This window comes from Curtobacterium sp. MMLR14_010, from assembly GCF_001865015.1.
Lineage (GTDB): Bacteria > Actinomycetota > Actinomycetes > Actinomycetales > Microbacteriaceae > Curtobacterium.
Genome location: NZ_MJGV01000101.1, coordinates 135,149 through 157,229 on the forward strand (window position 1 = coordinate 135,149; position 22,081 = coordinate 157,229).

General features: G+C 72.0%; 18 protein-coding genes. All 18 read left to right on the forward strand.

From position 1 onward, the window contains the following. Positions 1 to 101 precede the first annotated feature (101 nt). The 18 genes from BIU98_RS18160 to BIU98_RS18245 all read left to right on the forward strand — a co-directional run bounded on the left by BIU98_RS18160 (position 102) and on the right by BIU98_RS18245 (position 21,430). Positions 102 to 2,804: a glycoside hydrolase family 2 protein gene (locus tag BIU98_RS18160; protein WP_071279685.1), complete on the forward strand. Its 2,703-nt coding sequence runs from the start codon at positions 102 to 104 to the stop codon at positions 2,802 to 2,804. A gap of 135 nt (positions 2,805 to 2,939) precedes the next feature. Next, a complete protein-coding gene (tatA, locus tag BIU98_RS18165; protein WP_071279788.1) occupies positions 2,940 to 3,227 on the forward strand; it encodes a twin-arginine translocase TatA/TatE family subunit in 288 nt (95 codons plus the stop codon). Between the two features lie 111 nt (positions 3,228 to 3,338). After that, positions 3,339 to 4,748: an MFS transporter gene (locus BIU98_RS18170; protein ID WP_071279687.1), complete on the forward strand. Its 1,410-nt coding sequence runs from the start codon at positions 3,339 to 3,341 to the stop codon at positions 4,746 to 4,748. Between the two features lie 91 nt (positions 4,749 to 4,839). Then, positions 4,840 to 7,008: an ATP-dependent Clp protease ATP-binding subunit gene (locus BIU98_RS18175; protein WP_083393392.1), complete on the forward strand. Its 2,169-nt coding sequence runs from the start codon at positions 4,840 to 4,842 to the stop codon at positions 7,006 to 7,008. Between the two features lie 48 nt (positions 7,009 to 7,056). Next, positions 7,057 to 7,458, forward strand: coding sequence for a VOC family protein (locus tag BIU98_RS18180; protein WP_071279689.1), 402 nt, complete (start codon positions 7,057 to 7,059; stop codon positions 7,456 to 7,458). A gap of 90 nt (positions 7,459 to 7,548) precedes the next feature. Beyond that, positions 7,549 to 8,109, forward strand: a complete 561-nt coding sequence (locus BIU98_RS18185; RefSeq protein ID WP_071279691.1) for a DUF2231 domain-containing protein — start codon at positions 7,549 to 7,551, stop codon at positions 8,107 to 8,109. Between the two features lie 59 nt (positions 8,110 to 8,168). After that, positions 8,169 to 8,822, forward strand: a complete 654-nt coding sequence (locus tag BIU98_RS18190) for a response regulator transcription factor (RefSeq protein WP_071279693.1) — start codon at positions 8,169 to 8,171, stop codon at positions 8,820 to 8,822. Beyond that, positions 8,822 to 9,955 (forward strand): HAMP domain-containing sensor histidine kinase, encoded by a 1,134-nt coding sequence (locus BIU98_RS18195; protein ID WP_071279695.1) that lies wholly within the window; start codon positions 8,822 to 8,824, stop codon positions 9,953 to 9,955. Before BIU98_RS18190 ends, BIU98_RS18195 begins: the two co-directional genes overlap by 1 nt. A 47-nt stretch (positions 9,956 to 10,002) precedes the next feature. Continuing rightward, positions 10,003 to 10,536, forward strand: a complete 534-nt coding sequence (locus BIU98_RS18200; RefSeq protein WP_071279697.1) for a hypothetical protein — start codon at positions 10,003 to 10,005, stop codon at positions 10,534 to 10,536. Positions 10,537 to 10,562: 26 nt separating this feature from the next. Beyond that, the gene (locus BIU98_RS18205) at positions 10,563 to 11,603 is read left to right on the forward strand and encodes a peptidoglycan-binding protein (protein WP_139200832.1); all 1,041 of its coding nucleotides are present in this window, start codon (positions 10,563 to 10,565) and stop codon (positions 11,601 to 11,603) included. Positions 11,604 to 11,686: 83 nt separating this feature from the next. Then, positions 11,687 to 12,388 carry an ABC transporter ATP-binding protein gene (locus BIU98_RS18210; RefSeq protein ID WP_254788020.1) on the forward strand — a complete coding sequence of 234 codons (702 nt, stop codon included), beginning with the start codon at positions 11,687 to 11,689 and terminating at the stop codon, positions 12,386 to 12,388. Then, on the forward strand, positions 12,385 to 13,572 hold the full coding sequence (locus BIU98_RS18215) for an ABC transporter permease (protein WP_071279703.1): 1,188 nt from the start codon (positions 12,385 to 12,387) through the stop codon (positions 13,570 to 13,572). The genes BIU98_RS18210 and BIU98_RS18215 overlap by 4 nt, the downstream gene beginning before the upstream one ends. A gap of 290 nt (positions 13,573 to 13,862) precedes the next feature. Next, positions 13,863 to 15,188 (forward strand): sugar ABC transporter substrate-binding protein, encoded by a 1,326-nt coding sequence (locus BIU98_RS18220; RefSeq protein WP_071279705.1) that lies wholly within the window; start codon positions 13,863 to 13,865, stop codon positions 15,186 to 15,188. A gap of 198 nt (positions 15,189 to 15,386) precedes the next feature. Continuing rightward, positions 15,387 to 16,256, forward strand: a complete 870-nt coding sequence (locus BIU98_RS18225) for a carbohydrate ABC transporter permease (protein WP_217635720.1) — start codon at positions 15,387 to 15,389, stop codon at positions 16,254 to 16,256. Between the two features lie 74 nt (positions 16,257 to 16,330). After that, complete coding sequence (locus BIU98_RS18230) at positions 16,331 to 17,137, forward strand: carbohydrate ABC transporter permease (protein ID WP_071279707.1); 807 nt, start codon at positions 16,331 to 16,333, stop codon at positions 17,135 to 17,137. 344 nt (positions 17,138 to 17,481) lie between these two features. Further along, on the forward strand, positions 17,482 to 18,270 hold the full coding sequence (locus BIU98_RS18235; protein ID WP_071279709.1) for a DeoR/GlpR family DNA-binding transcription regulator: 789 nt from the start codon (positions 17,482 to 17,484) through the stop codon (positions 18,268 to 18,270). After that, the gene (locus BIU98_RS18240) at positions 18,267 to 19,301 is read left to right on the forward strand and encodes a 1-phosphofructokinase family hexose kinase (protein WP_071279711.1); all 1,035 of its coding nucleotides are present in this window, start codon (positions 18,267 to 18,269) and stop codon (positions 19,299 to 19,301) included. The genes BIU98_RS18235 and BIU98_RS18240 overlap by 4 nt, the downstream gene beginning before the upstream one ends. Next, positions 19,298 to 21,430, forward strand: a complete 2,133-nt coding sequence (locus BIU98_RS18245) for a fructose-specific PTS transporter subunit EIIC (protein WP_071279713.1) — start codon at positions 19,298 to 19,300, stop codon at positions 21,428 to 21,430. The genes BIU98_RS18240 and BIU98_RS18245 overlap by 4 nt, the downstream gene beginning before the upstream one ends. Positions 21,431 to 22,081 lie beyond the last annotated feature (651 nt).

Sequence of the window (22,081 nt, forward strand, 5' to 3'; positions counted from 1 at the left end):
CGGTGCCGTGCCTCCAGGCCGTTGACCGGCCCCGGGACGGAACCGAGACGGGCCCGACCGCGGCGGACCGCACCAGCGGCCCGTCCAGAGAAGGACCCCGCATGACCCTCGACCGCGAGGAACTCCGTGACGCCTGGACGGTCTCGATCGTCGAGGACAGCGCCCCGGCCGGCGTGCCTCCGGAGGTGCGGGACGCCCTGCGGGGCGCCGGGATCACCGCGACCGTCCCCGGTCAGGTGCACACCGACCTGGAGCGCGAGGGCCTGCTGCCGGACCCGACCCAGGACCGGAACGAGGCCGGCACCCGCTGGGTCGGTCGGTCGGACTGGACGTACCGGCGCACGATCGACGTGGACCCGCGTGGCCACGAGCGCGTCGACCTGGTCTGCGAGGGCCTCGACACCGTGACGGAGCTGACGGTGGACGGTGTGCAGATCGGCGCCACCAGGAACATGCACCGGCGCTACCGCTTCGACCTGCTCGACGCCACGGGCGGCAGCAACACGGCCACCGAGCGCGAGCTCGAGATCCTGTTCGAGTCGCCGTACCGCGAGGCCGGCCGGGTCGCCGCCCGCGCCGGCAGCATGCCGGGCCCGTACGACGAGCCGTTCCCGTACGTGCGCAAGATGGCGTCCAACTTCGGCTGGGACTGGGGCCTGACCGCGGTGACGAGCGGCCCGTGGCGCGACGTGGCGGTCGAGCGCTGGTCCACCGCCCGGCTCCGCGACGTCCGTCCCCTCGTGGACGTCGAGGCGGGCGAGGGCGTGCTCGACGCCCACATCGCGTTCGAGCGCTCCGGCATGAACGACCTCGACCAGGACGGCGAGGACGACGACCTGGTGCTCGTCGTGACCGTGTCCGGGGAGACCGTCGAGGGCACGAAGACCCGGCAGCGCTCGCGGGCACAGGTCACGCCGAAGGAGAACGAGACCGTCGTGACGGTCCGGATCCCCGAGGCGCGGCTGTGGTGGCCGCGGGGCTACGGCGCGCAGCCGCTCTACGACGTGTTCGTCGAGCTGCAGACCGTGGAGGGCGAGGTGCTCGACCGCCAGACCTTCCGCACCGGGTTCCGGTCGACCCGGATCGACACCACACCGGACGACGTCGGCCGCCCGTTCAACGTCCACGTCAACGGGACGCTCATCGACGTCCGCGGCGTGAACTGGATCCCGGACGGCGTCATCGTGTCGCGGGTGGACCGCGCGCGCTACCAGGATCGTCTCGGCGCTGCAGCCGACCTCAACGCGAACCTGGTCCGGGTGTGGGGCGGAGGCGTCTACGAGTCGCACGACTTCTACGAGGTCTGCGACGAGCTCGGCCTGCTCGTCTGGCAGGACTTCCCCTTTGCCTGCTCCGCCTACCCCGAGGACGAACCGCTCCGCAGCGAGGTCGTCGCCGAGGCCCGGGACAACGTCGCTCGGCTCTCGCGCCACCCGTCGCTCGTGGTCTGGAACGGCAACAACGAGAACATCTGGCTGCACGACGCCGACGGCTGGGCCGACGAGCTCGGGGAGCGCGGCTGGGGCCTCGACTACTACCTCGACCTGCTGCCGACGATCGTGGACGCCGTCGACCCGTCGCGCTTCTACACGGTCGCCTCGCCGTGGTCCGGCTCCGAGTCGCTGCCGGCGAACGACGTCGACCACGAGACCCACCACTCGTGGGACGTCTGGAACCGGGTGTCGGACGACCACTACCGTGACTCCGTGCCCCGCTTCGTCTCGGAGTTCGGCTGGCAGGCACCGCCCGCCTGGCGCACGCTCCGCGACGCCGTGTCGGACGACCCGATGACGCCGACGTCGCCAGGGGTCGTGCACCACCAGAAGGCCGCCGACGGCATGGGCAAGCTCGCGCGCGGACTCGAGCCCCGGTTCGGCGCCGTCCCTGACGACGACCTGGACCGCTGGCACTTCCTCACGCAGCTCCAGCAGGCCCGCGCGATCGCGACGGGTGTGGAGCACTGGCGCTCGCACTGGCCCCGGAACACGGGCGTCATCGTCTGGCAGCTCAACGACCTGTGGTCGGTGTCCTCGTGGTCGGCGATCGACTCGGCCGGGCGGCTGAAGCCGCTCGCGCACGAGCTGCGTCGCCTGTACGACGACGTCCTGCTCGCCATCCGTCCGGTCTCCACGGTGCGGGTCGCGCCCGGTGGCGCCCCGGCGGACACCGCGGGCCGGTCTGGAGGCTCGGACCAGTCGACCGCGTCGCTGCCGGTCCCCGACACGGCCGGCTCCACGACCCGGGGCGACACCGCGGTCATCGACCGTCCGGTGTCGCCGATCGAGGTCGTCGTGCGGTCGACCCGACGTGGGCTCGACAGCGTCGTGCGGGTGCGGCGGATCGACCTGGCCGGGCGGACCCTGGCCGAGGTGCACCTGCCCGTGCGGCTCGACGGTGCCGGGGTCGGGGTCGTCACCCTGCCGGAGTCGGTCGGCATCGTGCAGGACCGCGTCGGGGAACTCGTCGTCGCGGACATGGACTGGCGTCGTGCCGTGTGGACCCCGTCGCCGGACAAGGACATGCGCTGGCAGCCCGCCCACTACCGCGCCGCGTTCTCGGAGGCGGAGGACGGCGACGGGCTCGAGCTCGTGATCGAGGCCGAGTCGCTCGTGCGGGACCTGCTGCTGCAGCCCGACCGCGTGCAGCCCGAGGGCACCGTCGACCGCGGGTTCATGACGCTGCTGCCGGGGGAGCGCGTCGCCTACCGCCTGCACGGCGTGACCGAGGCCGACGTCCCGCGGCTGATCGAGGGTTCGGCGATGTGGTCACTCGACCGCGCACTGTCAGAGCGGGTCGGTTCCTGAGCGGGAGGTGACCGTCGACCCCCTGTTCTGGGCATCCAGCGCCGACCGAGTTACCATTGGACGCACACGGGCTTCCGCCAGGTGGATCGACGATGACCCGCTGACGGCGAACAGTTCCAGAATCAAGGAGTCATGATGCTCGGAAACCTCACCGGCATGCACCTGCTGATCATCCTCGGCATCGTGGTGCTGCTGTTCGGTGCGACGAAGCTCCCGGCCCTCGCCAAGGGCCTCGGCCAGTCGATCAACATCTTCAAGAAGGAGATGGACATCGACGACAAGAAGACGAAGAACGCCGACGGCTCGGTCCAGAACACCACCGTCGACCCCACGGTCCCGCAGACGCCGGTGGTCTCCCAGGCCCCCGTCGTGAACCCCGGCCCCTCGGCACAGCCGAACGCCACCACAGACCACCGGATCTGATCCGGCCCTGCCCCGTTGCTGAAGCCCCGGTGATCCCACACCGGGGCTTCGTCATGTCCGCGTGCATCCACGACGGGCGCGGCGAGGGCCCAGGGGGCGGATGATGACGGGATGACCTCCTCGCCCGCCCCGGTGCACACCGCGCCACTCCGTGACGACCGCCGTGTGGTGCTCGTCGTCGCGATCCTGTCGTCGTTCGTGGTGGGGCTCGACTCGAGCGTCGTGAACGTCGCACTCCCCGCGATCCGGACGGAACTCGGCGGCGGACTGGTCGTGCAGCAGTGGACCGTCGACGCGTACCTGGTGACGCTCGGGTCGCTCATCCTCGTCGCTGGCTCGCTGTCGGACCTGTTCGGCCGGGTGCGGATCATCACGTGGGGGCTCGTCGTGTTCGGCATCGCCTCGATCGTGTGCGCGATCGCCCCGACGGGTGAGGTCCTCATCCTCGCCCGGGCACTCCAGGGCGTCGGCGGTGCGCTGGTCACACCCAGTGCCCTCGCGCTCATCGTGGCCGCGTTCCGGGGCGCCGCGCAGGCGAAGGCGATCGGCACGTGGACGGCGTGGTCGAGCGCGGCGTCGATCCTCGGTCCGGTCGTCGGTGGGCTGATCGTGGACGGCATCGGGTGGCGGTGGATCTTCGTCGTCACGGCGGTGCCGATCGCGGTGACCATGCCGCTCGTGCGTCGGATCTCCGGGGACGTGGTCGCCGGACACCGGCCGCGCGTGGACGTCGTCGGGGCGGTGCTCGCCGTGGTCGGGGTCGGCGGCGTGGTGCTCGGGCTGATCGAGCAGGAGCGCCTGGGGTGGGGATCGCCGGTGGTCGTCGCGGCGCTCGTCCTCGGTGGAGCAGCGCTGCTGGCGTTCGTGCCGTGGGAGCTCCGGGTGACGCGGACCTCCGGCGCCCCGCTGGTGCCGCTCGAGCTGTTCCGCGCCAGGAACTTCGCGGTCGGGAACATCGCGACGCTCTCGATCTACGGTGCCCTCGGCATGGTGTTCTTCGTCATCACGCTGTTCCTGCAGGAGGTGTGGGCGTTCCCCGCGTGGGTCGCCGGCCTCGCGACACTGCCTCCGACCGTGGTGCTCCTGCTGCTCTCGACGACGGTCGGCGGCCTGGCGGGGCGGTTCGGACCGCGGTGGTTCATGGCCGCCGGGCCCGCGGTCGCCGCCGTCGGTGCACTGCTCATGCTCGCCGTGGGCGACGACCCGTCGGGGTACTGGTTCGCGGTCCTGCCGGGGCTGCTGCTCGTCGGGCTCGGGATCACGCTCATGGTCACGCCGCTGACCAGCGCGGTGCTCGGGTCCGTGCCGCAGTCCGAGGCCGGTGTCGGATCGGCCGTGAACAACGCGGTCGCCCGCATCGCCGGGCTCGTGATGGTGGCGCTGGCCGGTGTGGTGCTCGGCGGTGAGGTCAGCGTCGGCGGGGTCCACCGGGCGATGGTCGTGATGGCCGTCCTGCTGCTGGCGGGCGCCGTGGTGAGTGCGGTCGGCATCGTGAACGTACGATCGCGCGAAGCGGAATGAATCCCCGTGTCGTAAACTTGAGCCAGTAGGACTCAACTGAGTCCGATGACTTCGTGACCACACGGCCACCGCAACGAAAGGACGACAACGCATGGCGAACCTCCAGGGCGCTCCTGACTCTGCGGAGCAGCAGAAGACCGCCCTCGAGCAGTACGGCGTCGACCTCACGGCGATCGCGAAGAGCGGCAAGCTCGACCCTGTGATCGGCCGCGACGCCGAGATCCGTCGTGTCTCGCAGGTGCTCACGCGCCGCACCAAGAACAACCCGGTGCTCATCGGTGAGCCCGGCGTCGGCAAGACCGCCGTCGTCGAGGGGCTCGCGCAGCGCATCGTGGCCGGGGACGTCGCCGACTCCCTCAAGGACAAGCGACTCGTCTCACTCGACATCTCCTCGCTCATCGCCGGCGCGAAGTACCGCGGCGAGTTCGAGGAACGCCTCAAGGCCGTGCTCAAGGAGATCAACGACTCCGACGGGCAGGTCATCACGTTCATCGACGAGCTGCACACGCTCATGGGTGCCGGCGGTGGCGAGGGCTCCGTCGCGGCGTCGAACATGCTCAAGCCGATGCTGGCGCGCGGCGAGCTGCGCATGATCGGCGCGACGACGCTCGACGAGTACCGGCAGTACATCGAGAAGGACGCCGCCCTCGAGCGTCGCTTCCAGCAGGTCTACGTGGGGGAGCCGAGCGTCGAGGACTCCGTGGCGATCCTCCGCGGGCTCAAGGAGCGCTACGAGGCCCACCACAAGGTGACGATCAACGACTCCGCGCTCGTGGCCGCGGCGAGCCTGTCGAACCGGTACATCTCCGGGCGCCAGCTGCCCGACAAGGCGATCGACCTCATCGACGAGGCAGCGTCGCGCCTGCGCATGGAGATCGACTCCAGCCCGGTCGAGATCGACGAGCTCAAGCGGAGCGTCGACCGGCTGCGCGTCGAGGAGTTCGCGCTGAAGCAGGAGCGGGACGACGCCTCGAAGGCCCGCCTGTCGACACTGCGCACCGAGCTGCAGTCGCGGGAGGAACGGCTCCGTGAGCTCGAGACCCGCTGGCAGGCCGAGCGGGCGTCCCTGAACCGCATCGGTGAGCTCAAGCAGCAGCTCGACGAGCTCAACATGCGCTCCCAGCGAGCGCAGCGCGAGGCCGACTACGAGACCGTCTCCCGCCTGGAGTACGGCGAGAAGCCGCGCATCGAGGCCGAGCTGGCCGCCGCCGAGCAGGCCGAGTCCGCCGACCGGATGGTGAACGACAGCGTCACCGACGAGGACATCGCCGCCGTGATCGCCCAGTGGACGGGCATCCCGCTCGGACGCCTGCTGCAGGGCGAGACCGAGAAGCTCCTGCACCTGGAGAGCGAACTCGGCCGCCGGATCATCGGGCAGCGCACCGCCGTCAGCACCGTGTCCGAGGCCGTCCGTCGCACCCGCGCCGGCATCTCCGACCCGGACCGTCCCACGGGCTCGTTCCTGTTCCTCGGACCGACGGGCGTCGGCAAGACCGAGCTCGCGAAGGCGCTCGCGGAGTTCCTGTTCGACGACGAGAAGGCCCTCGTCCGCATCGACATGAGCGAGTACGGCGAGAAGCACTCGGTCGCGCGGCTCATCGGCGCCCCGCCCGGGTACGTCGGGTACGAGGCCGGCGGGCAGCTCACCGAGGCCGTCCGTCGTCGCCCGTACTCCGTGATCCTGCTCGACGAGGTCGAGAAGGCGCACCCCGAGGTCTTCGACGTGCTGCTCCAGGTGCTCGACGACGGGCGGCTCACCGACGGGCAGGGCCGCACGGTCGACTTCCGGAACACGATCATGGTGCTGACGTCGAACCTCGGCTCGCAGTTCCTGACCGACATGGCCCTGACGCCCGAGCAGCGCGAGAGCGCGGTGCGCGAGCTGGTCCAGCAGGCCTTCCGACCCGAGTTCATCAACCGCCTCGACGACATGGTCGTGTTCCAGGCGCTCACCCAGGAGGACCTCGGGCAGATCGTCTCGCTGTACGTCGACCGGCTGGCCCGCCGACTCTCCGACCGCCGGCTGGAGCTCGCGGTCACGCCGCAGGCCCGTGGCTGGCTCGCGGAACGCGGGTACGACCCGGTGTACGGGGCGCGGCCGCTCCGCCGGCTCATGCAGCGGCAGATCGACGACCAGCTGGCGCGGGCGATCCTCGCCGGGGACGTCCGGGACGGCGACACCGTCCGGGTGGACGTCGCTGCGGGCGGCGACGCGCTGCTGGTGGAGCCCTTCGAGGTGGCGGAGATCGTCGAGGAGTAGCGCCCCCCCCGGGGTGCGGAGCGGCAGCAGCGCGAGTACCGTGCCGTCATGCCAGCCCCCACTCCGTACCTGCACTTCCCCGGCACCGCCGCCGAGGCCCTGCGCGGCTACCAGGCCGTCTTCGGCGGGGAGGTGCAGCTGTACACCTTCGCCGAGTTCTCCCGCACCGACGCCGCCCCCGACCTGATCGCGCACGGCCAGCTCCGAGGACCGGTCGACGTCTTCGCGGCCGACATCGCGGGAGACGAGCAACCGGTCCGCGTCGAGGGGGTGCTGTTCGCACTGCTCGGGGCCGCCGACGCCGAGACCTCGCACCGCTGGTTCGACGCGCTGGCCGACGGCGGGACGGTCCTCGACCCGCTGCAGGAGCGGGCGTGGGGCGACCACGACGGCCAGGTCCGCGACCGGCACGGGGTCACCTGGTTGATCGGGTACCAGCCCGCCGGGTGACGGGCCCGCTGACGGGCCGGGTGACCGCCCTGGAGGCCCGGTGCCGGTCCCTGGGACCGGCACCGGGCCTCCAGGCATACCGTCTGGACCATGCCTGAGATCCGCGCGTTCCGTCGCCTCACCGACGCCATCGAGGGCGCGAGCATCCTCGACACCGCCGTCGACCTCGACCGCAAGGTCGTGCAGCTGACCGCCAGGCCGCGCGCGCTGCGCCAGCTGCTGCACGGCGTGCCCTTCGGGCACCCGATCCACCCGCTCATGGTGCAGGTGCCGCTCGGCGCCTGGATCTCCGCCGCGGTGCTGGACCTGCTCGGCGGGAAGGGCAACGCGAAGGCCGCCAAGACCCTCATCGGGGTCGGGCTCACTTCGGCCGGCAGCGCGAGCCTCGCCGGGTACGTCGACTGGGCCGAACTCGACCGTGAGCAGCTCCGCACCGGCTGGGTGCACCAAGCCGTCAACTGGGTCGGCATCTCGCTCTACGGGCTGTCCTGGCTGCAGCGGAAGGCCGGCAACCACGGCGCCGGCAAGCTCACCGGGTTCGCCGCGCTGACGGTCGTCAGCGTCGGGGGCTACCTCGGCGGACACCTGGCCTACCGGCAGCGTGCGGGCGTGAGCCAGCACGGCGAGGTGCCGTTCGACGCGTCGCGCTGACGGCGCTCCTCCTCGGCTGATGTCAGCCGGTTCAGAGGTATGTCACGTGCAATGTCCGTATGCGCATCCTCGTGGCCGACGACGAAACCGACCTCGCTGACCTCATCGCGACGGGACTGACGCGGCAGGGCATGGCCGTCGACGTCGCCTACCGGGGCGATGTCGCCGACGAGCTGCTGGCGGTGAACGACTACGACGTGGTCGTGCTGGACCGGGACCTGCCCGGGGTCCACGGCGACGAGGTGGCTCGGCGGCTCGCGACCAGGGGGAGCCTGACTCGCGTCCTCATGCTGACCGCGGCGACGACGTTGTCCGACCGCGTGCACGGGCTCGAGCTCGGCGCGGACGACTACCTGACGAAGCCGTTCGAGTACCCCGAGCTGGTCGCTCGGGTCCGTGCACTCGGACGGCGGTGCGGCGCCCCGGTCGCACCCGTCCTGGAGCGCTGCGGACTCATGCTCGACACGAACCGACGGATGGCCACGCGGGATGGTCGGCCGCTCGACCTGACCGCGAAGGAGCTCGGCGTCCTCGAGACCCTGCTGCGTGCCGACGGACGGGTCGTCTCGGCCGAGGAGCTGCTCGAGAAGGTCTGGGACATGAACATCGACCCGTTCACCTCGGCCGTGCGGGTCACGATGTCGAAGCTCCGTCGGAAGCTCGGGGACCCCGACCCGGTGCGGACGGTGCCGGGCCAGGGCTACGCGCTGTGATGCGCACGTGGAGCATCCGCGCCAGGACCGCCCTGGTGTTCGCGCTGGCGTCGATGGCGCTCGCCGTGGCCGTCGTCGTCTTCACGAACCTGATGTCGCAGGCGGCCCTCGGTGTGCCCGGCTCGGTCGCGATGCTCCGCGGTCCGGCGGAGGCGGTGCGGGAGCGCGGGGCGGCGCACGAGGGCGGGGCGGAGCTGGCGCTCGTCCGGGTCGTCGCCGTGCAGCAGTGGCAGTGGGCGGCGGTCGGCGTCGCCGGGGCCGGGGTGGTGGCAGGCGGGATCGGCTGGCTCCTGAGCCGGCGGATGCTCCGACCCGTCGACCGGATCACCGACACCGCGACCAGGATCTCCGCCGCGAACCTGCACGAGCGCATCGCCCTCGACGGCCCCGACGACGAACTCCGGCGGCTCTCGCGGACCGTCGACGACCTGCTCGACCGACTCGAGACCGCGTTCGAGAGCCAACGCCGGTTCGTCGCCCAGGCGTCGCACGAGCTCCGGACGCCCCTCACCGTGCAGCGCGCGGCGATCCAGATCGGGCTCGCCGACGGCGCCGACGCGGAGGAGCTCGCCGCGGTCCGGGCAAGCCTCCTCGACCAGAACCGTCGGACGGAGCACCTCGTGGAGTCGCTCCTGGTGCTCGCGCAGGCCGACCGGGGACTCGCCGGTGACCTGGTGCCGGTCGACCTCAGCGCGCTCGCCGCCGACGTCGTCGCGGGGGTCGCCGGGACCGCCGCCGAGGCGGGGGTGACGCTCACCGTCCGGAGCTGCACCGAGCCTCCAGGCGGTCCCGGTCCTGGCTCCGTCCTCGGGGAGCCGACCCTCGTGCGGCAGCTCCTGGTGAACCTGGTCGGCAACGCCGTCGAGTACAACGTGCCCGGCGGGTTCGTCCACGTCACCACCACGGAGGACGGGATCGCCGTCGAGAACTCGGGGCCGCTCGTGCCCGGGGACGTGGCACCGCTGCTCGTGGAGCCCTTCCGGCGGTGCGCGGACGCGGTGCCGGGACGGCGCCACAGCGGCCTCGGGCTGTCGATCGTCGCCGCAGTCGCTCAGGCCCACGGATGGCACCTGCGGGTCGAGGCCCGCGAGGGCGGCGGCCTCCGCGTCCGGGTCGGTGTTTCGTCGATGTGAGCTGCCGGGGACGCGGGCCGCAACACCCGGTCCGCTGTGCTGGATGCATGGACACCAACGACACCACCAGGACCACCCGCCAGACCCGCGCGTTCCTCGCCACTGCGACGGCCGTGCTGCTGCTGCCAGCACTCCTCACCGCCTGCTCGGGCGGATCACCCGACAGCGACGAGACGGCCACGGGTTCGTCCACCACCGGGTCCGCGGCGAAGGGCTCGTCCCTGGCCTCGTGCATGCGCGACCAGGGCTACGACATGCCGGACCCCGACGGTTCCCGCTCCACCATGCAGCTGAGCGCGCCGGACGGCGTCGACCCGGACCAGTACCGTGACGACCTCAAGAACTGCCTCGGCGACGGGACCGAGGCCGGCGACGTCCCAGCGGCGAAGCCGATGGGGCCGGAACCCGAGCAGGCGCGGAAGGCCGCCGCGTGCATCCGGGACCACGGCTTCGCCGACTACCCCGACGACGAGGAGGGGAAGATCCAGTACCGCCCGGACGACGAGGCGGCGTTCGACGAGGTCGCGCGGTCGTGCGACGCGGAGGCCTTCGGCGGGAGCCCGGCCGGGGTCGCACCGTGAGGGCCTCGGGGCGGACGCGGGTGCTGGTGGCCGTGGGACTCGTCGCCGTGCTCGCCGCCGGTGCCGGCACGTGGGCGCTCGCCGAGGCGCGGACGGGGGCGTCGGCAGCGGCGTCCGCCGGCGCGGGTGCGGGTTCGGGTCCCGGCGACCGGTACGCGGGGCCGACCGGGACCGTGACGCGGGGGGACCTCACCGACTCGGAGGTGTTCGCGGGATCGCTCGGCTACGGGACCCCCACCGGGGTGCCCGGCGCCGCGTCGGGCACGCTCACCTGGCTGCCGGAGCCCGGGCAGGTGGTCTCCCGCGACGAGTTCCTCTACGCCGTCGACGAGCGCGCCGTCCGGTCGATGTACGGCACGGTGCCGCTCTGGCGTGACCTGGAGCGCGGGACCACGGGCACCGACGTCCGGCAGCTCAACGAGAACCTGGCGGCGCTCGGGTACGACGTGGCCCAGGACGACGCGTTCGGCCCCCGGACGCAGCGGGCGGTCGAGCAGTGGCAGCGCGCCCGCGGGCACGACGTCACCGGGGTGCTGACGGCCGACGACGTCGTCTTCGTCGACGGCCCGGTCCGGGTGGCGTCGGTCGACGGGCAGCTCGGGCAGCCCGCGAGCGGCGACGTGCTCCAGGTGACGAGCACGGAGCGCATCGTCACGGCGACGGTGTCCCAGCGTGACGCCGAACGGCTGGCGGTGGGCACGGCGGTCGACGTCCGCGTGAACGGAGCCGGGGACGCGATGTCGGGCGAGGTGACGGACCTCCAGCCGGCCACGGGCGACGACGCCACCACGAAGGTGGACGTGTCGGTGTCGTTCGACGCGGGCGACCGCCAGCTCCCAGCTGCGGGCTCCGCCAGGATCGAGGCCGAGGGGACGACGGCGGCGGACGTGCTGTCGGTGCCGGTCGGGGCGCTGGTGGCCGTCGACGGCGGCCGCTACGCCGTCGACGTCGTGCGCCGCGACGGCATGACGGAGCGCGTCCGGGTCGTCCCCGGACTCACCGCCTCCGGTCGTGTCGCGGTCACCGGGGACGTCGCCGCGGGCGACCGGGTGGTGGTGCCGGCATGAGCGGGCAGACCCCGGGCGCGCGTTCCGCGGGCGCGCGTTCCGCGGGCGCGCGGGCCGCTGGTCCGGTCTTGTCGCTGCGGGACGTGACGAAGACGTACGGTGACGTCGGGGCACTCCGCGGGGTCACGCTCGACGTCGCCGCGGGGGAGCTCGTCGCCGTGGTCGGGCCGTCCGGGTCGGGCAAGTCGACGATGCTGAACATCGTCGGCACGCTCGACCGGCCGACCGCCGGCACGGTCACGATCGCCGGGAACGACGTCGCGACGATGACCGACGACGCGCTGTCGCTCCTGCGGGCGCAGCACATCGGCTTCGTGTTCCAGCACTTCCACCTGCAGGCGGGAGCCACCGCAGCGGAGAACGTCGCCGACGGGCTGCTCTACAGCGGCACGTCCCGGTCCGAACGACGTCGGCGGGCGCTCGAGGCGCTCGACCGGGTCGGGCTCGGGCACCGCGTGCACCACCGCCCGCCGGAGCTCTCCGGCGGCGAGAAGCAGCGTGTGGCCATCGCGCGGGCGGTCGTCGGGGCGCCGACGATCCTGCTCGCGGACGAGCCGACCGGGGCCCTCGACACCGCGTCGGGGGCGGCGGTCCTGGCGCTGCTGCGCGACCTCAACGCGAGCGGCACGACGGTGCTCGTGATCACGCACGACCTGGAGCTCGCGGCGTCGCTGCCCCGACAGGTCCGCATGCGGGACGGTCTGGTGCAGGAGGACTCCGCGGCGACGACGGCGGCCACGACCACGGCCGCCGCGCTCGCCGTGTCGATCGGTGGCGCGCGGTGAGCGCGCGCAGGACCCTCGGGCCCGGTGACCTGCTCCGGCTCGGGGTGTTCGGGCTCCGTACCCGCTCGGGCCGCGTGGTGCTGTCGGCGCTCGGCATCGCGATCGGCATCGCGGCGATGATCGCGGTCGTCGGGATCTCGACCTCCAGCAAGGCGGAGCTCGACCGCGCGCTCGACGCCCTCGGCACGAACGTCCTCACCGTCACCACTGCGCAGCGCATCACCGAGACGCCGCCGCTGCCTCCCACGGCGCTCGGGTCGGTCCTCCGCCAGGACGACGTCGAGTCCGCCGCCGCGGTCGGGAAGGTGGAGGGCGCCCACGGCTACCGGACCCCGTACGTGCCCGAACCCGAGACGAAGGGCCTCGGCGTGATGGCTGCGGAGGGCGACGTCCCCGCGGTGCTCGGCGGCTCAGTGCGGTCCGGGCGCTGGCTCGCGGCGGGGTCCGACGCGCCCGACCAGGTCGTGCTCGGAGCCGCGGCCGCAGCAGCGCTCGGGATCGACCACGTCCGCGCGGACTCCCGCGTCTGGCTCGGCGGCCGCTGGGTGCAGGTCGTCGGGACGCTCGCCCCGCTGGCGCTCGCCGAGGACCTGGACGCCCAGGTCTTCGTCCCACGGAGCACCGCGGAGTCGCTCGGGTTCGACGGCCACCCGACCGCCGTGTACTCCCGCGTCGACCCGGCCCAGGTCGCCGCGGCCCGCGACGTGCTCGCTCGCGCGATCAGCCCGGGCTCGCCCGAGGACGTCGGGGTGAGTCGACCGTCCGACGCCCTCGCCGCCAAGAACGCGACGGACGACTCCTTCACCGGGCTGCTCGTCGGCATCGGCGGCGTGGCACTGCTCGTCGGGGGCATCGGCGTCGCCAACACGATGGTGATCACGGTGCTCGAGCGTCGGGCAGAGGTCGGCGTCCGCCGCGCACTCGGTGCCCGCCGTCGGGACATCCGCGACCAGTTCCTCGTCGAGTCCTTGCTGCTGTCGTTCCTCGGTGGCGTCGCGGGCGTGGTCATCGGCGTCGGCGTGACCGTCGGGTTCGCGCTCGGCCAGGGGTGGCCGGCGGCGATCCCGCTGTGGGCAGTCCTCGGCGGGCTCGGTGCGACGGTGGTCATCGGCGGTGTATCCGGGTTGTACCCGGCGGCGCGCGCAGCGCGCATCCCACCGACGAGCGCACTGGCAGCGGTGTAGCGACGGGCGGTGGAGGCAACCAGCCTGGAGGCCAGGCACCGGTCTGTGGGACCGGTGCCGGGCCTCCAGGCCGTTGCTTTCCGCACCGCGCTGCCGACTGCGGATCATGCGTGGTCATGACCAGTTCGTCAAGCATCGGCGATGATTCGTTCGCCATCCGTGATCCCCCGGAAACACAGGGATCGAAGGTGTCCACAGGGACCGGTCCAACGGTTGACACGGGGCCTCCCAGGGTCTTCTATTGCGAATACGCAACGTCCTTTCATAAAGGTCGGACCTAGGGAGTCAACGTGACACACACGCGATCCGCCGCACTCGGTGCGCTCGGCCTGGCAGCCGTGCTCGCCCTCACCGGGTGCTCCGCAGGAAGCAACGGCGCTTCCGACAGCGGGACGAAGTCCATCGGCACACCCGATGGCACGGGCAAGACGATCACCGTCTGGATGATGAACGGCGACCTCAGCGAGAAGGTGCTCGACGCCGCTGAGTCGCAGTTCACGAAGGCCACCGGAGCGAAGGTGAAGCTGCAGACCCAGCAGTGGGACGGCATCACCACGAAGCTGACGACCGCGCTCGCGCAGTCCGACGCCCCGGACGTCGTCGACCTCGGCAACACGCAGGTCCCGGTGTACGCCGCGACCGGCGGGCTGAAGGACCTGACGCCGTACGAGTCGGAGCTCAAGGGCGGGCAGGAGTGGCTCTCCGGGCTCGAGGGCCCGGCCACCGTGGACGACAAGCTGTACGGCGCACCGCTCTTCGCGGGCAACCGGGCCGTGATCTACAACAAGAAGGTCTGGTCGGACGCCGGTGTGACCGCGGCGCCGACGACGTACGAGGAGCTGACCGCGGACCTCGACAAGGTCAAGGCGGCGAACACGCGCAGCGACTTCTCCGCGTTCTACATGCCCGGCCAGTACTGGTACGGCGGACTGCAGTGGGTGTGGGACGCCGGCGGGCAGATCGCGACGGAGAAGGGCGGCAAGTGGACCGGCACGCTCGACTCCGCCAAGGCCGTCAAGGGCCTCGACGCCTGGAAGGAGTTCCAGAACGCGTACTCGGCGTCGTCCACCCAGGACATCAACACGGACAAGCCGGCGCAGTCGGACATCTTCGCGCAGGGGAACACGTCGGCCTTCCTCGGGTCGGCGTGGGAGATCGGCTCCATCACGACCGCCAAGCCCGCGCTGAAGGACCAGATCGGCACGTTCCCGATGCCGTCCGTGTCGGGGTCGGGTACACAGCCCGTGTTCCTCGGTGGCTCGGACCTCGGGATCCCGGCGAAGTCGGCGAACCAGGACCTGGCGCTGTACTACCTGAAGATCCTGACCTCGAAGAAGTTCCAGCAGGACCAGGTGTTCGGGGTGGACGGCTGGGAGCCGAACTCCACGCAGCTGCTCACGGCGGTCGCCGGTGACGTCGACGCGCTGCACAAGCCGTACTTCGAGGCCGCCTCGACGAGCCGTCCGACCCCGGCGACGCCGGGCTGGTCGACGATCGAGGGCGACGCGAGCTTCCAGTCCATGTTCGCCGACGTGGCGACCGGCCGGAAGACCGCGGAGGAGTCGGCGAAGGACTTCTCGAAGCACCTCACCTCGGCGCTCAACGCGAGTCTGTAGTCGATGACCTCGACCGCTGACACGGCGACCGGTCCGGCAGCTGCCGGGCCGGTCGCCGGCGCTGACGCCGGTGCTGCCGGGCTCATAGCCGGTCCCTCCGGTCGCCCGGGCGGCACTGGCCGCGCAGGGCGTCCGGGTCGACCCGGACGTCCTGGGCCCGGCCGGCGTCGGCCGGTCACGGCGTCGCGGGCGCCGCTGGTGCTCCTGGCCCCGGCCGCCGTGATCCTGCTCGCGCTCGTCGTCTACCCGCTGGTCCGGCTCGTCGTCATCTCCTTCCAGGAGTACGGCCTGCGTGCGATCTTCACCGGGCAGGCCGGGTTCGCCGGGGTCGCGAACTACACGAACGTGCTCACCGATGCGAGCTTCTGGCCCGTCATCCTGCGCACGGTCGTCGTCACCGCGGCGATGGTGCTCGGCACGCTGGTGATCGGCATGGGGGTGTCGCAGCTGCTCACCCGGCTCGGTGTCGTGATGCGCACGGTCGTGAGCGTGGTGCTCGTGCTGGCCTGGGCGATGCCGAACGTGGCGTCGAGCCTGGTCTGGCAGTGGCTGTTCCAGCCGTTCTACGGCGTGCTCAACTGGGTCATCACGCAGATGCGGGTGTTCGGCGACCACACGCAGGACAACTGGGCGTCGCACCCGGCGCAGGCGTACACGATCGTGCTGACGCTCGTGATCTGGCAGGCGGTGCCCTTCGTGGCGCTGACGCTCTACGCGGCGCAGTCGCAGATCGCGCCCGAGTACTACGAGGCCGGCTCGCTCGACGGCGCCACCACGTGGGCGATGTACCGGGCGATCACGCTGCCCGCGCTCGCGCCGACCCTGCTCCTGGTGACGATCCTGTCGGTGATCTGGGACTTCAACGTGTTCAACCAGATCTGGTTGCTCACCCGCGGCGGCCCAGAGGACGCCACCCTGACGCTCGGCATCTGGACCTTCGTGAAGTCGTTCGTCTCCAACGCCTACGGGCAGGGTGCGGCGATCGCGGTCATCTCGACCGTCATCCTCGGCGTGCTCTCCAGCTACTACATCCGCCGGCTCGTCCGGAGCGGGGAGGAGGACCTGTGACCGACACCGAGGTACGTCCAGCAGTCGGTTCTGCGGCGCGGCCCGTCGTCCGGCGGCGGAAGCAGCGCCCGCGGGTGCTCGCCAATACCCTCGCGGTGCTGTTCTGCCTGGTGTGGGTGTTCCCGATCTACTGGATGGTGAACACCGCGTTCAAGCCGGCGGACGAGGTCACCACGATGACCCCGATCTGGTTCCCACTGCACCCGACGATCGAGAACTTCACCCGCGCGTTGACGCAGGAGAACTTCCTCGGGTACCTCCGGAACTCCGCCATCGTCGTGGTGGCCGCCGTGCTGCTCTCGATCGTCGTCGGGTTCCTGGCGTCGGCGGCGCTCTCGCGGTTCCGGTTCCGCGGGCGCCGGGCGATCCTCGTCGGGATCCTGTTCGTGCAGATGATCCCGTCCGGTGCCCTGCTCATCCCGCTGTTCCTGTCGTTCCAGTCCCTCGGGCTGCTCAACAGCTACCTCGGGCTGATCCTGGCGTACGTCGCGAGCGTCCTGCCGTTCTCGATCTGGGTGATGCGCGGCTTCTTCGTCGCGGTCCCGATCGAGATCGAGGAAGCGGCGAAGACCGACGGCGCCGGGACCTTCCGCATCATGTGGAGCGTGCTGCTGCCGCTCGTCATGCCGGGCGTCATCGCCACGAGCGTCTTCGCGTTCATCGCGGCGTGGAACGACTACCTGACGGCGTACGTGATGCTCAAGGACCAGGGGATGTACACGCTGCCGGTCTGGTTGGCGGGCTTCTCGACGAACAAGGGAACGGACTTCGGCGGGCTGATGGCCGCGAGCGTGCTGTTCTCGCTGCCCGTGGTCGTCTTCTTCCTCATCGTCCAGCGCCGCCTGGTCACGGGCATGACGGCCGGTGCCGTGAAGGGGTAGGGGCGTCCGCTGTCTGCTGACGGGAGGCACGGTGCCAGCTGGCACCGTGCCTCCCGTCCGTCGTGGCGCACCCGCCGTCCCCCGCCCCCGTCCGCTGACCGGTCACGACACCCCGCCCGCGTGCGCCGAGTGGTCGGAGACCGTCGCTCGCCGGGTGCTGGAGCGACGGTCGGCGACCACTCGGCGGAGGTGAGCGGTGCGTTGCGACCAGTCGGGAGCGACCACGTCGCGCCGATCCGCTGTCCGGGCGCCTTCGGATGTGTGGGTTTGGGCGCGGGTTCTTGTGTTTGTGTTGGTTGTGCGCGTATGGTGCTCGAAACCAACGGGAACGAAGGAGTTCGGGCATGTACGCAACGGAGCGCCACGACGCCATCGCCGCCGCCCTGCAGGACGCCGGCCGGGTCTCCGTCGCCGACCTCGCCGAGCACTTCGACGTCACCACCGAGACGGTCCGCCGCGACCTCGACCTGCTCGAGACCGCCGGGGTCCTGCGCCGCGTGCACGGGGGAGCGGTCCCCGTCGGGCGCTCAAGCGTCGTCGAGCTCAGCGTCGCCGAGCGCGAGGGCCAGCACGGCTCCGCGAAGTCCGCGATCGCCCGGGCCGCGATGCGCCTGGTCCCGCCGACGTTCACCGGCTCGATCGCCCTCGACGCGGGGACGACCTGCGCCGCGGTCGCCTCGGAGCTGGCACGGTGGGAGCCCGCCGAGACCGGGGCCACCATCACCGTCGTGACCAACTCGGTCCCCATCGCCGCCACCCTGCAGCACTCCGCGAACGTCGAGCTGCACCTGCTCGGTGGGCGCGTCCGCGGGGTCACGAGCGCCGCGGTCGGCACCGCCACCGTGCAGCAGATCGGTGCGCTCCGCCCGGACATCGCCTTCGTCGGGACGAACGGCCTGTCCGCCGGGTTCGGTCTGAGCACCCCCGACGAGTACGAGGCGGCGGTGAAGGGCGCCTACGTGCTCGCCGCCCGTCGCAGCGTCGTGCTCGCCGACGCGGCCAAGCACGGCGTCGAGGCGCTCATGCGGTTCGCCCGTCTCGACGAGATCGACACGCTCGTCACCGACCAGCAGCCACCAGCCGACCTGGCCGAGGCGCTCGCGGAGTCCGACGTCGAGGTCGTCGTCGCATGAGCACCCGCATCGTCACGGTCACGCCGAACCCCTCCCTCGACCGCACCATCGAGCTCTCCGGTGAACTGCAGCGCGGGGCCGTGCAGCGGGCGACCCGGTCGACGGCCGAGCCCGGCGGCAAGGGCGTCAACGTCTCGCGGGTCGTCGTCGCCAGCGGCGGGGACACCGTGGCCGTGCTGCCCGGGGACGACCTCGACCCCGTGCTGCTCGGCCTCGCGACCCGCGGCATCCCGACGGCAGCGCTGCCGATCGGCGCCCCGCTCCGGTCCAACGTCACCGTGACGGAGCCCACCGGCACCACGACGAAGCTCAACGAGCCCGGGCCCTCGCTCGCCGGACGCCTCGACGACCTGGCCACCCTCGTCGCGGACACGGCCGACGCCACCGCGACCGGCCCCCGCGCCCGCTGGGTCGTCATCGCCGGCTCGCTGCCGCCGGGGCTGCCCGACGACGCCCTCGCCGTGCTGGTCCGGGCCGTCCGTGCCCGTCACGGCGACGCGGTCAGGATCGCGGTCGACTCGTCCGGCGTCCCGTTCACCGCGCTGCTGCAGTCCGGGGAGCGGCTCGACCTGCTCAAGCCGAACGCCGAGGAGCTCGCCGAGGCCGTCGGCGGCGACCCGGACGACTACGAGCGCGACCTCGACCTGGCGGTGGCCGCGGCCGAACGCCTCCGGGCCCGCGGGGTCGAGACCGTGCTGCTGACGCTGGGCAGCGCGGGCGCGGTCCTCGTCGGCCCCGACGGGGTCTTCTCCGCAGCGGCCCCGCGCATCGTCGCCCGCTCGACCGTCGGCGCTGGCGACTCCGCCCTCGCGGGGTACCTCCTCGCCGAGGTCGCCGGGGAACCGCCCGAACGGCGTCTGGCGCAGGCCGTCGCCACGGGAGCCGCCGCCGCCGCACTGCCGGGCAGCGACGTCCCCGCCCTCGACCACACCGACCCGGACGCGATCGTCGTCGTCCGGCGAACCCCCACCGACACGAACAGCACCCCCACCGCAACGCCACTCGCGTCACTGCAAAGGAGCACACCATGACCGCTGAGCGAACCACGAGTCCGGGACTCATCAGCGTCCCCCTCGTCGGCCTCGACGAGGACCTCGGAGCCACCTCGGCCGACGTCATCCGCGTCCTCGCCGACCGCGTCGCCGCGAGCGGCCGCGCCGCTTCGGGCGAGTCCCTCGCGGCCGACGCGATCAAGCGCGAGGCCTCCGTCGGCACCGGCGTCCCCGGCGGCATCGCCATCCCGCACGCCCGCTCGGCCTCCGTCACCGAGCCGACGCTCGCGATGTCCCGCCTGGCCAGGACGGTGCCGTTCGGCGCGCCCGACGGCGACGCCGACCTGGTCTTCATGATCGCCGTGCCCGAGGGCGCCGACAAGGACCACCTCACGGTCCTCTCGACCCTCGCCCGTGCCCTCATCCGCGAGGACTTCACCGCCGCCCTCCGCGCCGCGACCACCCAGCAGGAGATCGTCGACCTGGTCGACCGCGAGGTGACCGGCGAGGTCGCCGACGCCGGCGTGACGGGCGCACCCCGAGCCTCCAGTCCGGCCGCGCCGACCACGGCACCAGCCGCCGGCCGGAAGGTCATCGTGGGCGTGACGGCCTGCCCGACCGGCATCGCGCACACCTACATGGCCGCTGACGCCCTCGTCGCCGCTGCCCAGCGCGCCGGTGCCGAGATGCACGTCGAGACGCAGGGGTCCTCGCAGGTCGAGCCGCTCGACCCGGCGCTCATCGCCCGCGCCGACGCCGTGGTCTTCGCCGTCGACGTCGACGTGCGCGACCGCTCCCGGTTCGCCGGCAAGCCGCTGGTCTCCGGCCCGGTCAAGCGCGGCGTGGACGAGCCCGATGCGATGATCGCCGAGGCACTCCGCGCTGCCGACGACCCCAACGCCGCCCGGGTCTCCGGCTCCGCGGCCGAGACCGGCACGAGCACGGCGTCGAACGAGCACTTCGGGCAGTCGCTGAAGCGCTGGCTGCTCACCGGCGTCTCGTACATGATCCCCTTCGTTGCGGGCGGCGGGCTGCTCATCGCGCTCGGGTTCCTGCTCGCCGGGTACGGGATCGCGCTCACCCACGGTGACTCCGGCCAGAACAACGCCGTGTTCACGCTGACGAACTTCACGCTCATCGACCTGCCGCCGCAGGGGCTCGGGTACTACCTCGGCGCCGCTGCGTTCCAGATCGGCTCCGTGTCGCTCGGGTTCCTCGTCGCCGCGCTCGCCGGGTACATCGCGTACGCCATCGCCGACCGGCCGGGCATCGCGCCGGGCTTCGTCGCCGGGTCGATCGCCGTGTTCATGAACGCCGGGTTCCTCGGTGGCCTGGTCGGTGGCCTCATCGCCGGTGCCGCCGCCTACTGGATCGGGCGCATCCCGACGTGGCGCTGGCTGCGTGGCCTGATGCCGGTCGTGATCATCCCGCTGTTCGCGTCGATCATCGCCTCCGGGCTCATGCTGCTCGTGCTCGGTGGGCCCATCGCGTGGCTGATGACCCAGCTGACCGAGTTCCTCAACTCGCTGTCCGGTGCCTCGGCCGTGCTGCTCGGGATCATCCTCGGCCTGATGATGGCGTTCGACCTCGGCGGTCCGGTGAACAAGGTGGCGTACGCGTTCGCCGTCGCCGGGCTCGGTGCCGGCACCGCGACGAACGTCGTGCCGTTCGAGATCATGGCCGCGGTGATGGCAGCCGGCATGGTGCCGCCACTCGCCCTGGCGCTCGCCTCGACAGTGCTCTACCGGCGAGGGTTCACGAAGCCCGAGCGGGAGAACGGCAAGGCCGCGTGGCTGCTCGGTGCCTCGTTCATCTCCGAGGGGGCGATCCCCTTCGCGGCTGCCGACCCGCTGCGGGTCATCCCTGCGTCGATGGTCGGGGCCGCGGTCACGGGTGCGATCACGATGGCGGCCGGGGTCACCTCGCGGGCGCCGCACGGTGGGATCTTCGTGTTCTTCGCGATCGGGGGGATCTGGATGTTCATCCTCGCGATCCTGGTCGGCATGGTCGTGTCGGCGCTCGTGTTGGTCGCGCTGAAGAAGTGGGTGCGTCGGGCTCCGGCTCCGGCTGGGGATGCTGATGCGGGTGCTGGTGCTGGTGCTGCTGCTGCCGACCAGGCGGCCGTGGCCGGCGAGACGGTCGGGCAGCGGGCGCCGGTGGCTGCGTAGGGCTGGTCGTTCCGCCGGGTTCGGGTTCGGTGGAGGCGCGAGACGCCGGTGTCTTCTGGAGACGCCGGCGTTTCGGCGTGTGGGGGTGCTGTGGCTGTGGCTGTGGCTGTGGCTGTGGCTGTGGCTGTGGTCGTGGCTGTGGTCGTGCCCGTGCCCGTGCCCGCGGCTGTGGTCGTCGGTGGCGGAGGGGCCGAGACGCCGGTGTCTCGTGTCGACGGGGGTGTCTCGGGGCGTGGGGCTGGGCGAGACGGGGGTGTCTCGGGTGTGGGGCTGGGTGAGACGCCGGTGTCTCGGTGAGACGCCCCGAGGTCGTCGAGACGCCGCTGGAAACGGCGGCGTCTCGAGCGTGCGCGGGTGTTTCGCGTTGACGGGGGTGTCTCGGGGAAGCGAGGAGGTGCTGACGGGGGCGTCTCGGGGCGTGGGGCTGGGCGAGACAGGGGTGTCTCGGGTGTGGGGCTGGGGGAGACGCCGGTGTCTCGGGTGTGGGGCTGTGTGAGACGCCGGTGTCTCGGTGAGACGCCCCGAGGTCGTCGAGACGCCGCTGGAAACGGCGGCGTCTCGAGCGTGCGCGGGTGTCTCGCTTGCACGAGGGTGTCTCGGGGGAGCGGGAACGTGCTGACGCCGGTGTCTCGCGTTGACGGGGGTGTCTCG

Coding starts and splice junctions, on each gene's coding strand:
- BIU98_RS18160 (WP_071279685.1), top strand. CDS start 102: ATGACCCTCGACCGCGAGGAACTCCGTGACGCCTGGACGGTCTCGATC.
- tatA (WP_071279788.1), top strand. CDS start 2,940: ATGCTCGGAAACCTCACCGGCATGCACCTGCTGATCATCCTCGGCATC.
- BIU98_RS18170 (WP_071279687.1), top strand. CDS start 3,339: ATGACCTCCTCGCCCGCCCCGGTGCACACCGCGCCACTCCGTGACGAC.
- BIU98_RS18175 (WP_083393392.1), top strand. CDS start 4,840: ATGGCGAACCTCCAGGGCGCTCCTGACTCTGCGGAGCAGCAGAAGACC.
- BIU98_RS18180 (WP_071279689.1), top strand. CDS start 7,057: ATGCCAGCCCCCACTCCGTACCTGCACTTCCCCGGCACCGCCGCCGAG.
- BIU98_RS18185 (WP_071279691.1), top strand. CDS start 7,549: ATGCCTGAGATCCGCGCGTTCCGTCGCCTCACCGACGCCATCGAGGGC.
- BIU98_RS18190 (WP_071279693.1), top strand. CDS start 8,169: ATGCGCATCCTCGTGGCCGACGACGAAACCGACCTCGCTGACCTCATC.
- BIU98_RS18195 (WP_071279695.1), top strand. CDS start 8,822: ATGCGCACGTGGAGCATCCGCGCCAGGACCGCCCTGGTGTTCGCGCTG.
- BIU98_RS18200 (WP_071279697.1), top strand. CDS start 10,003: ATGGACACCAACGACACCACCAGGACCACCCGCCAGACCCGCGCGTTC.
- BIU98_RS18235 (WP_071279709.1), top strand. CDS start 17,482: ATGTACGCAACGGAGCGCCACGACGCCATCGCCGCCGCCCTGCAGGAC.
- BIU98_RS18240 (WP_071279711.1), top strand. CDS start 18,267: ATGAGCACCCGCATCGTCACGGTCACGCCGAACCCCTCCCTCGACCGC.
- BIU98_RS18245 (WP_071279713.1), top strand. CDS start 19,298: ATGACCGCTGAGCGAACCACGAGTCCGGGACTCATCAGCGTCCCCCTC.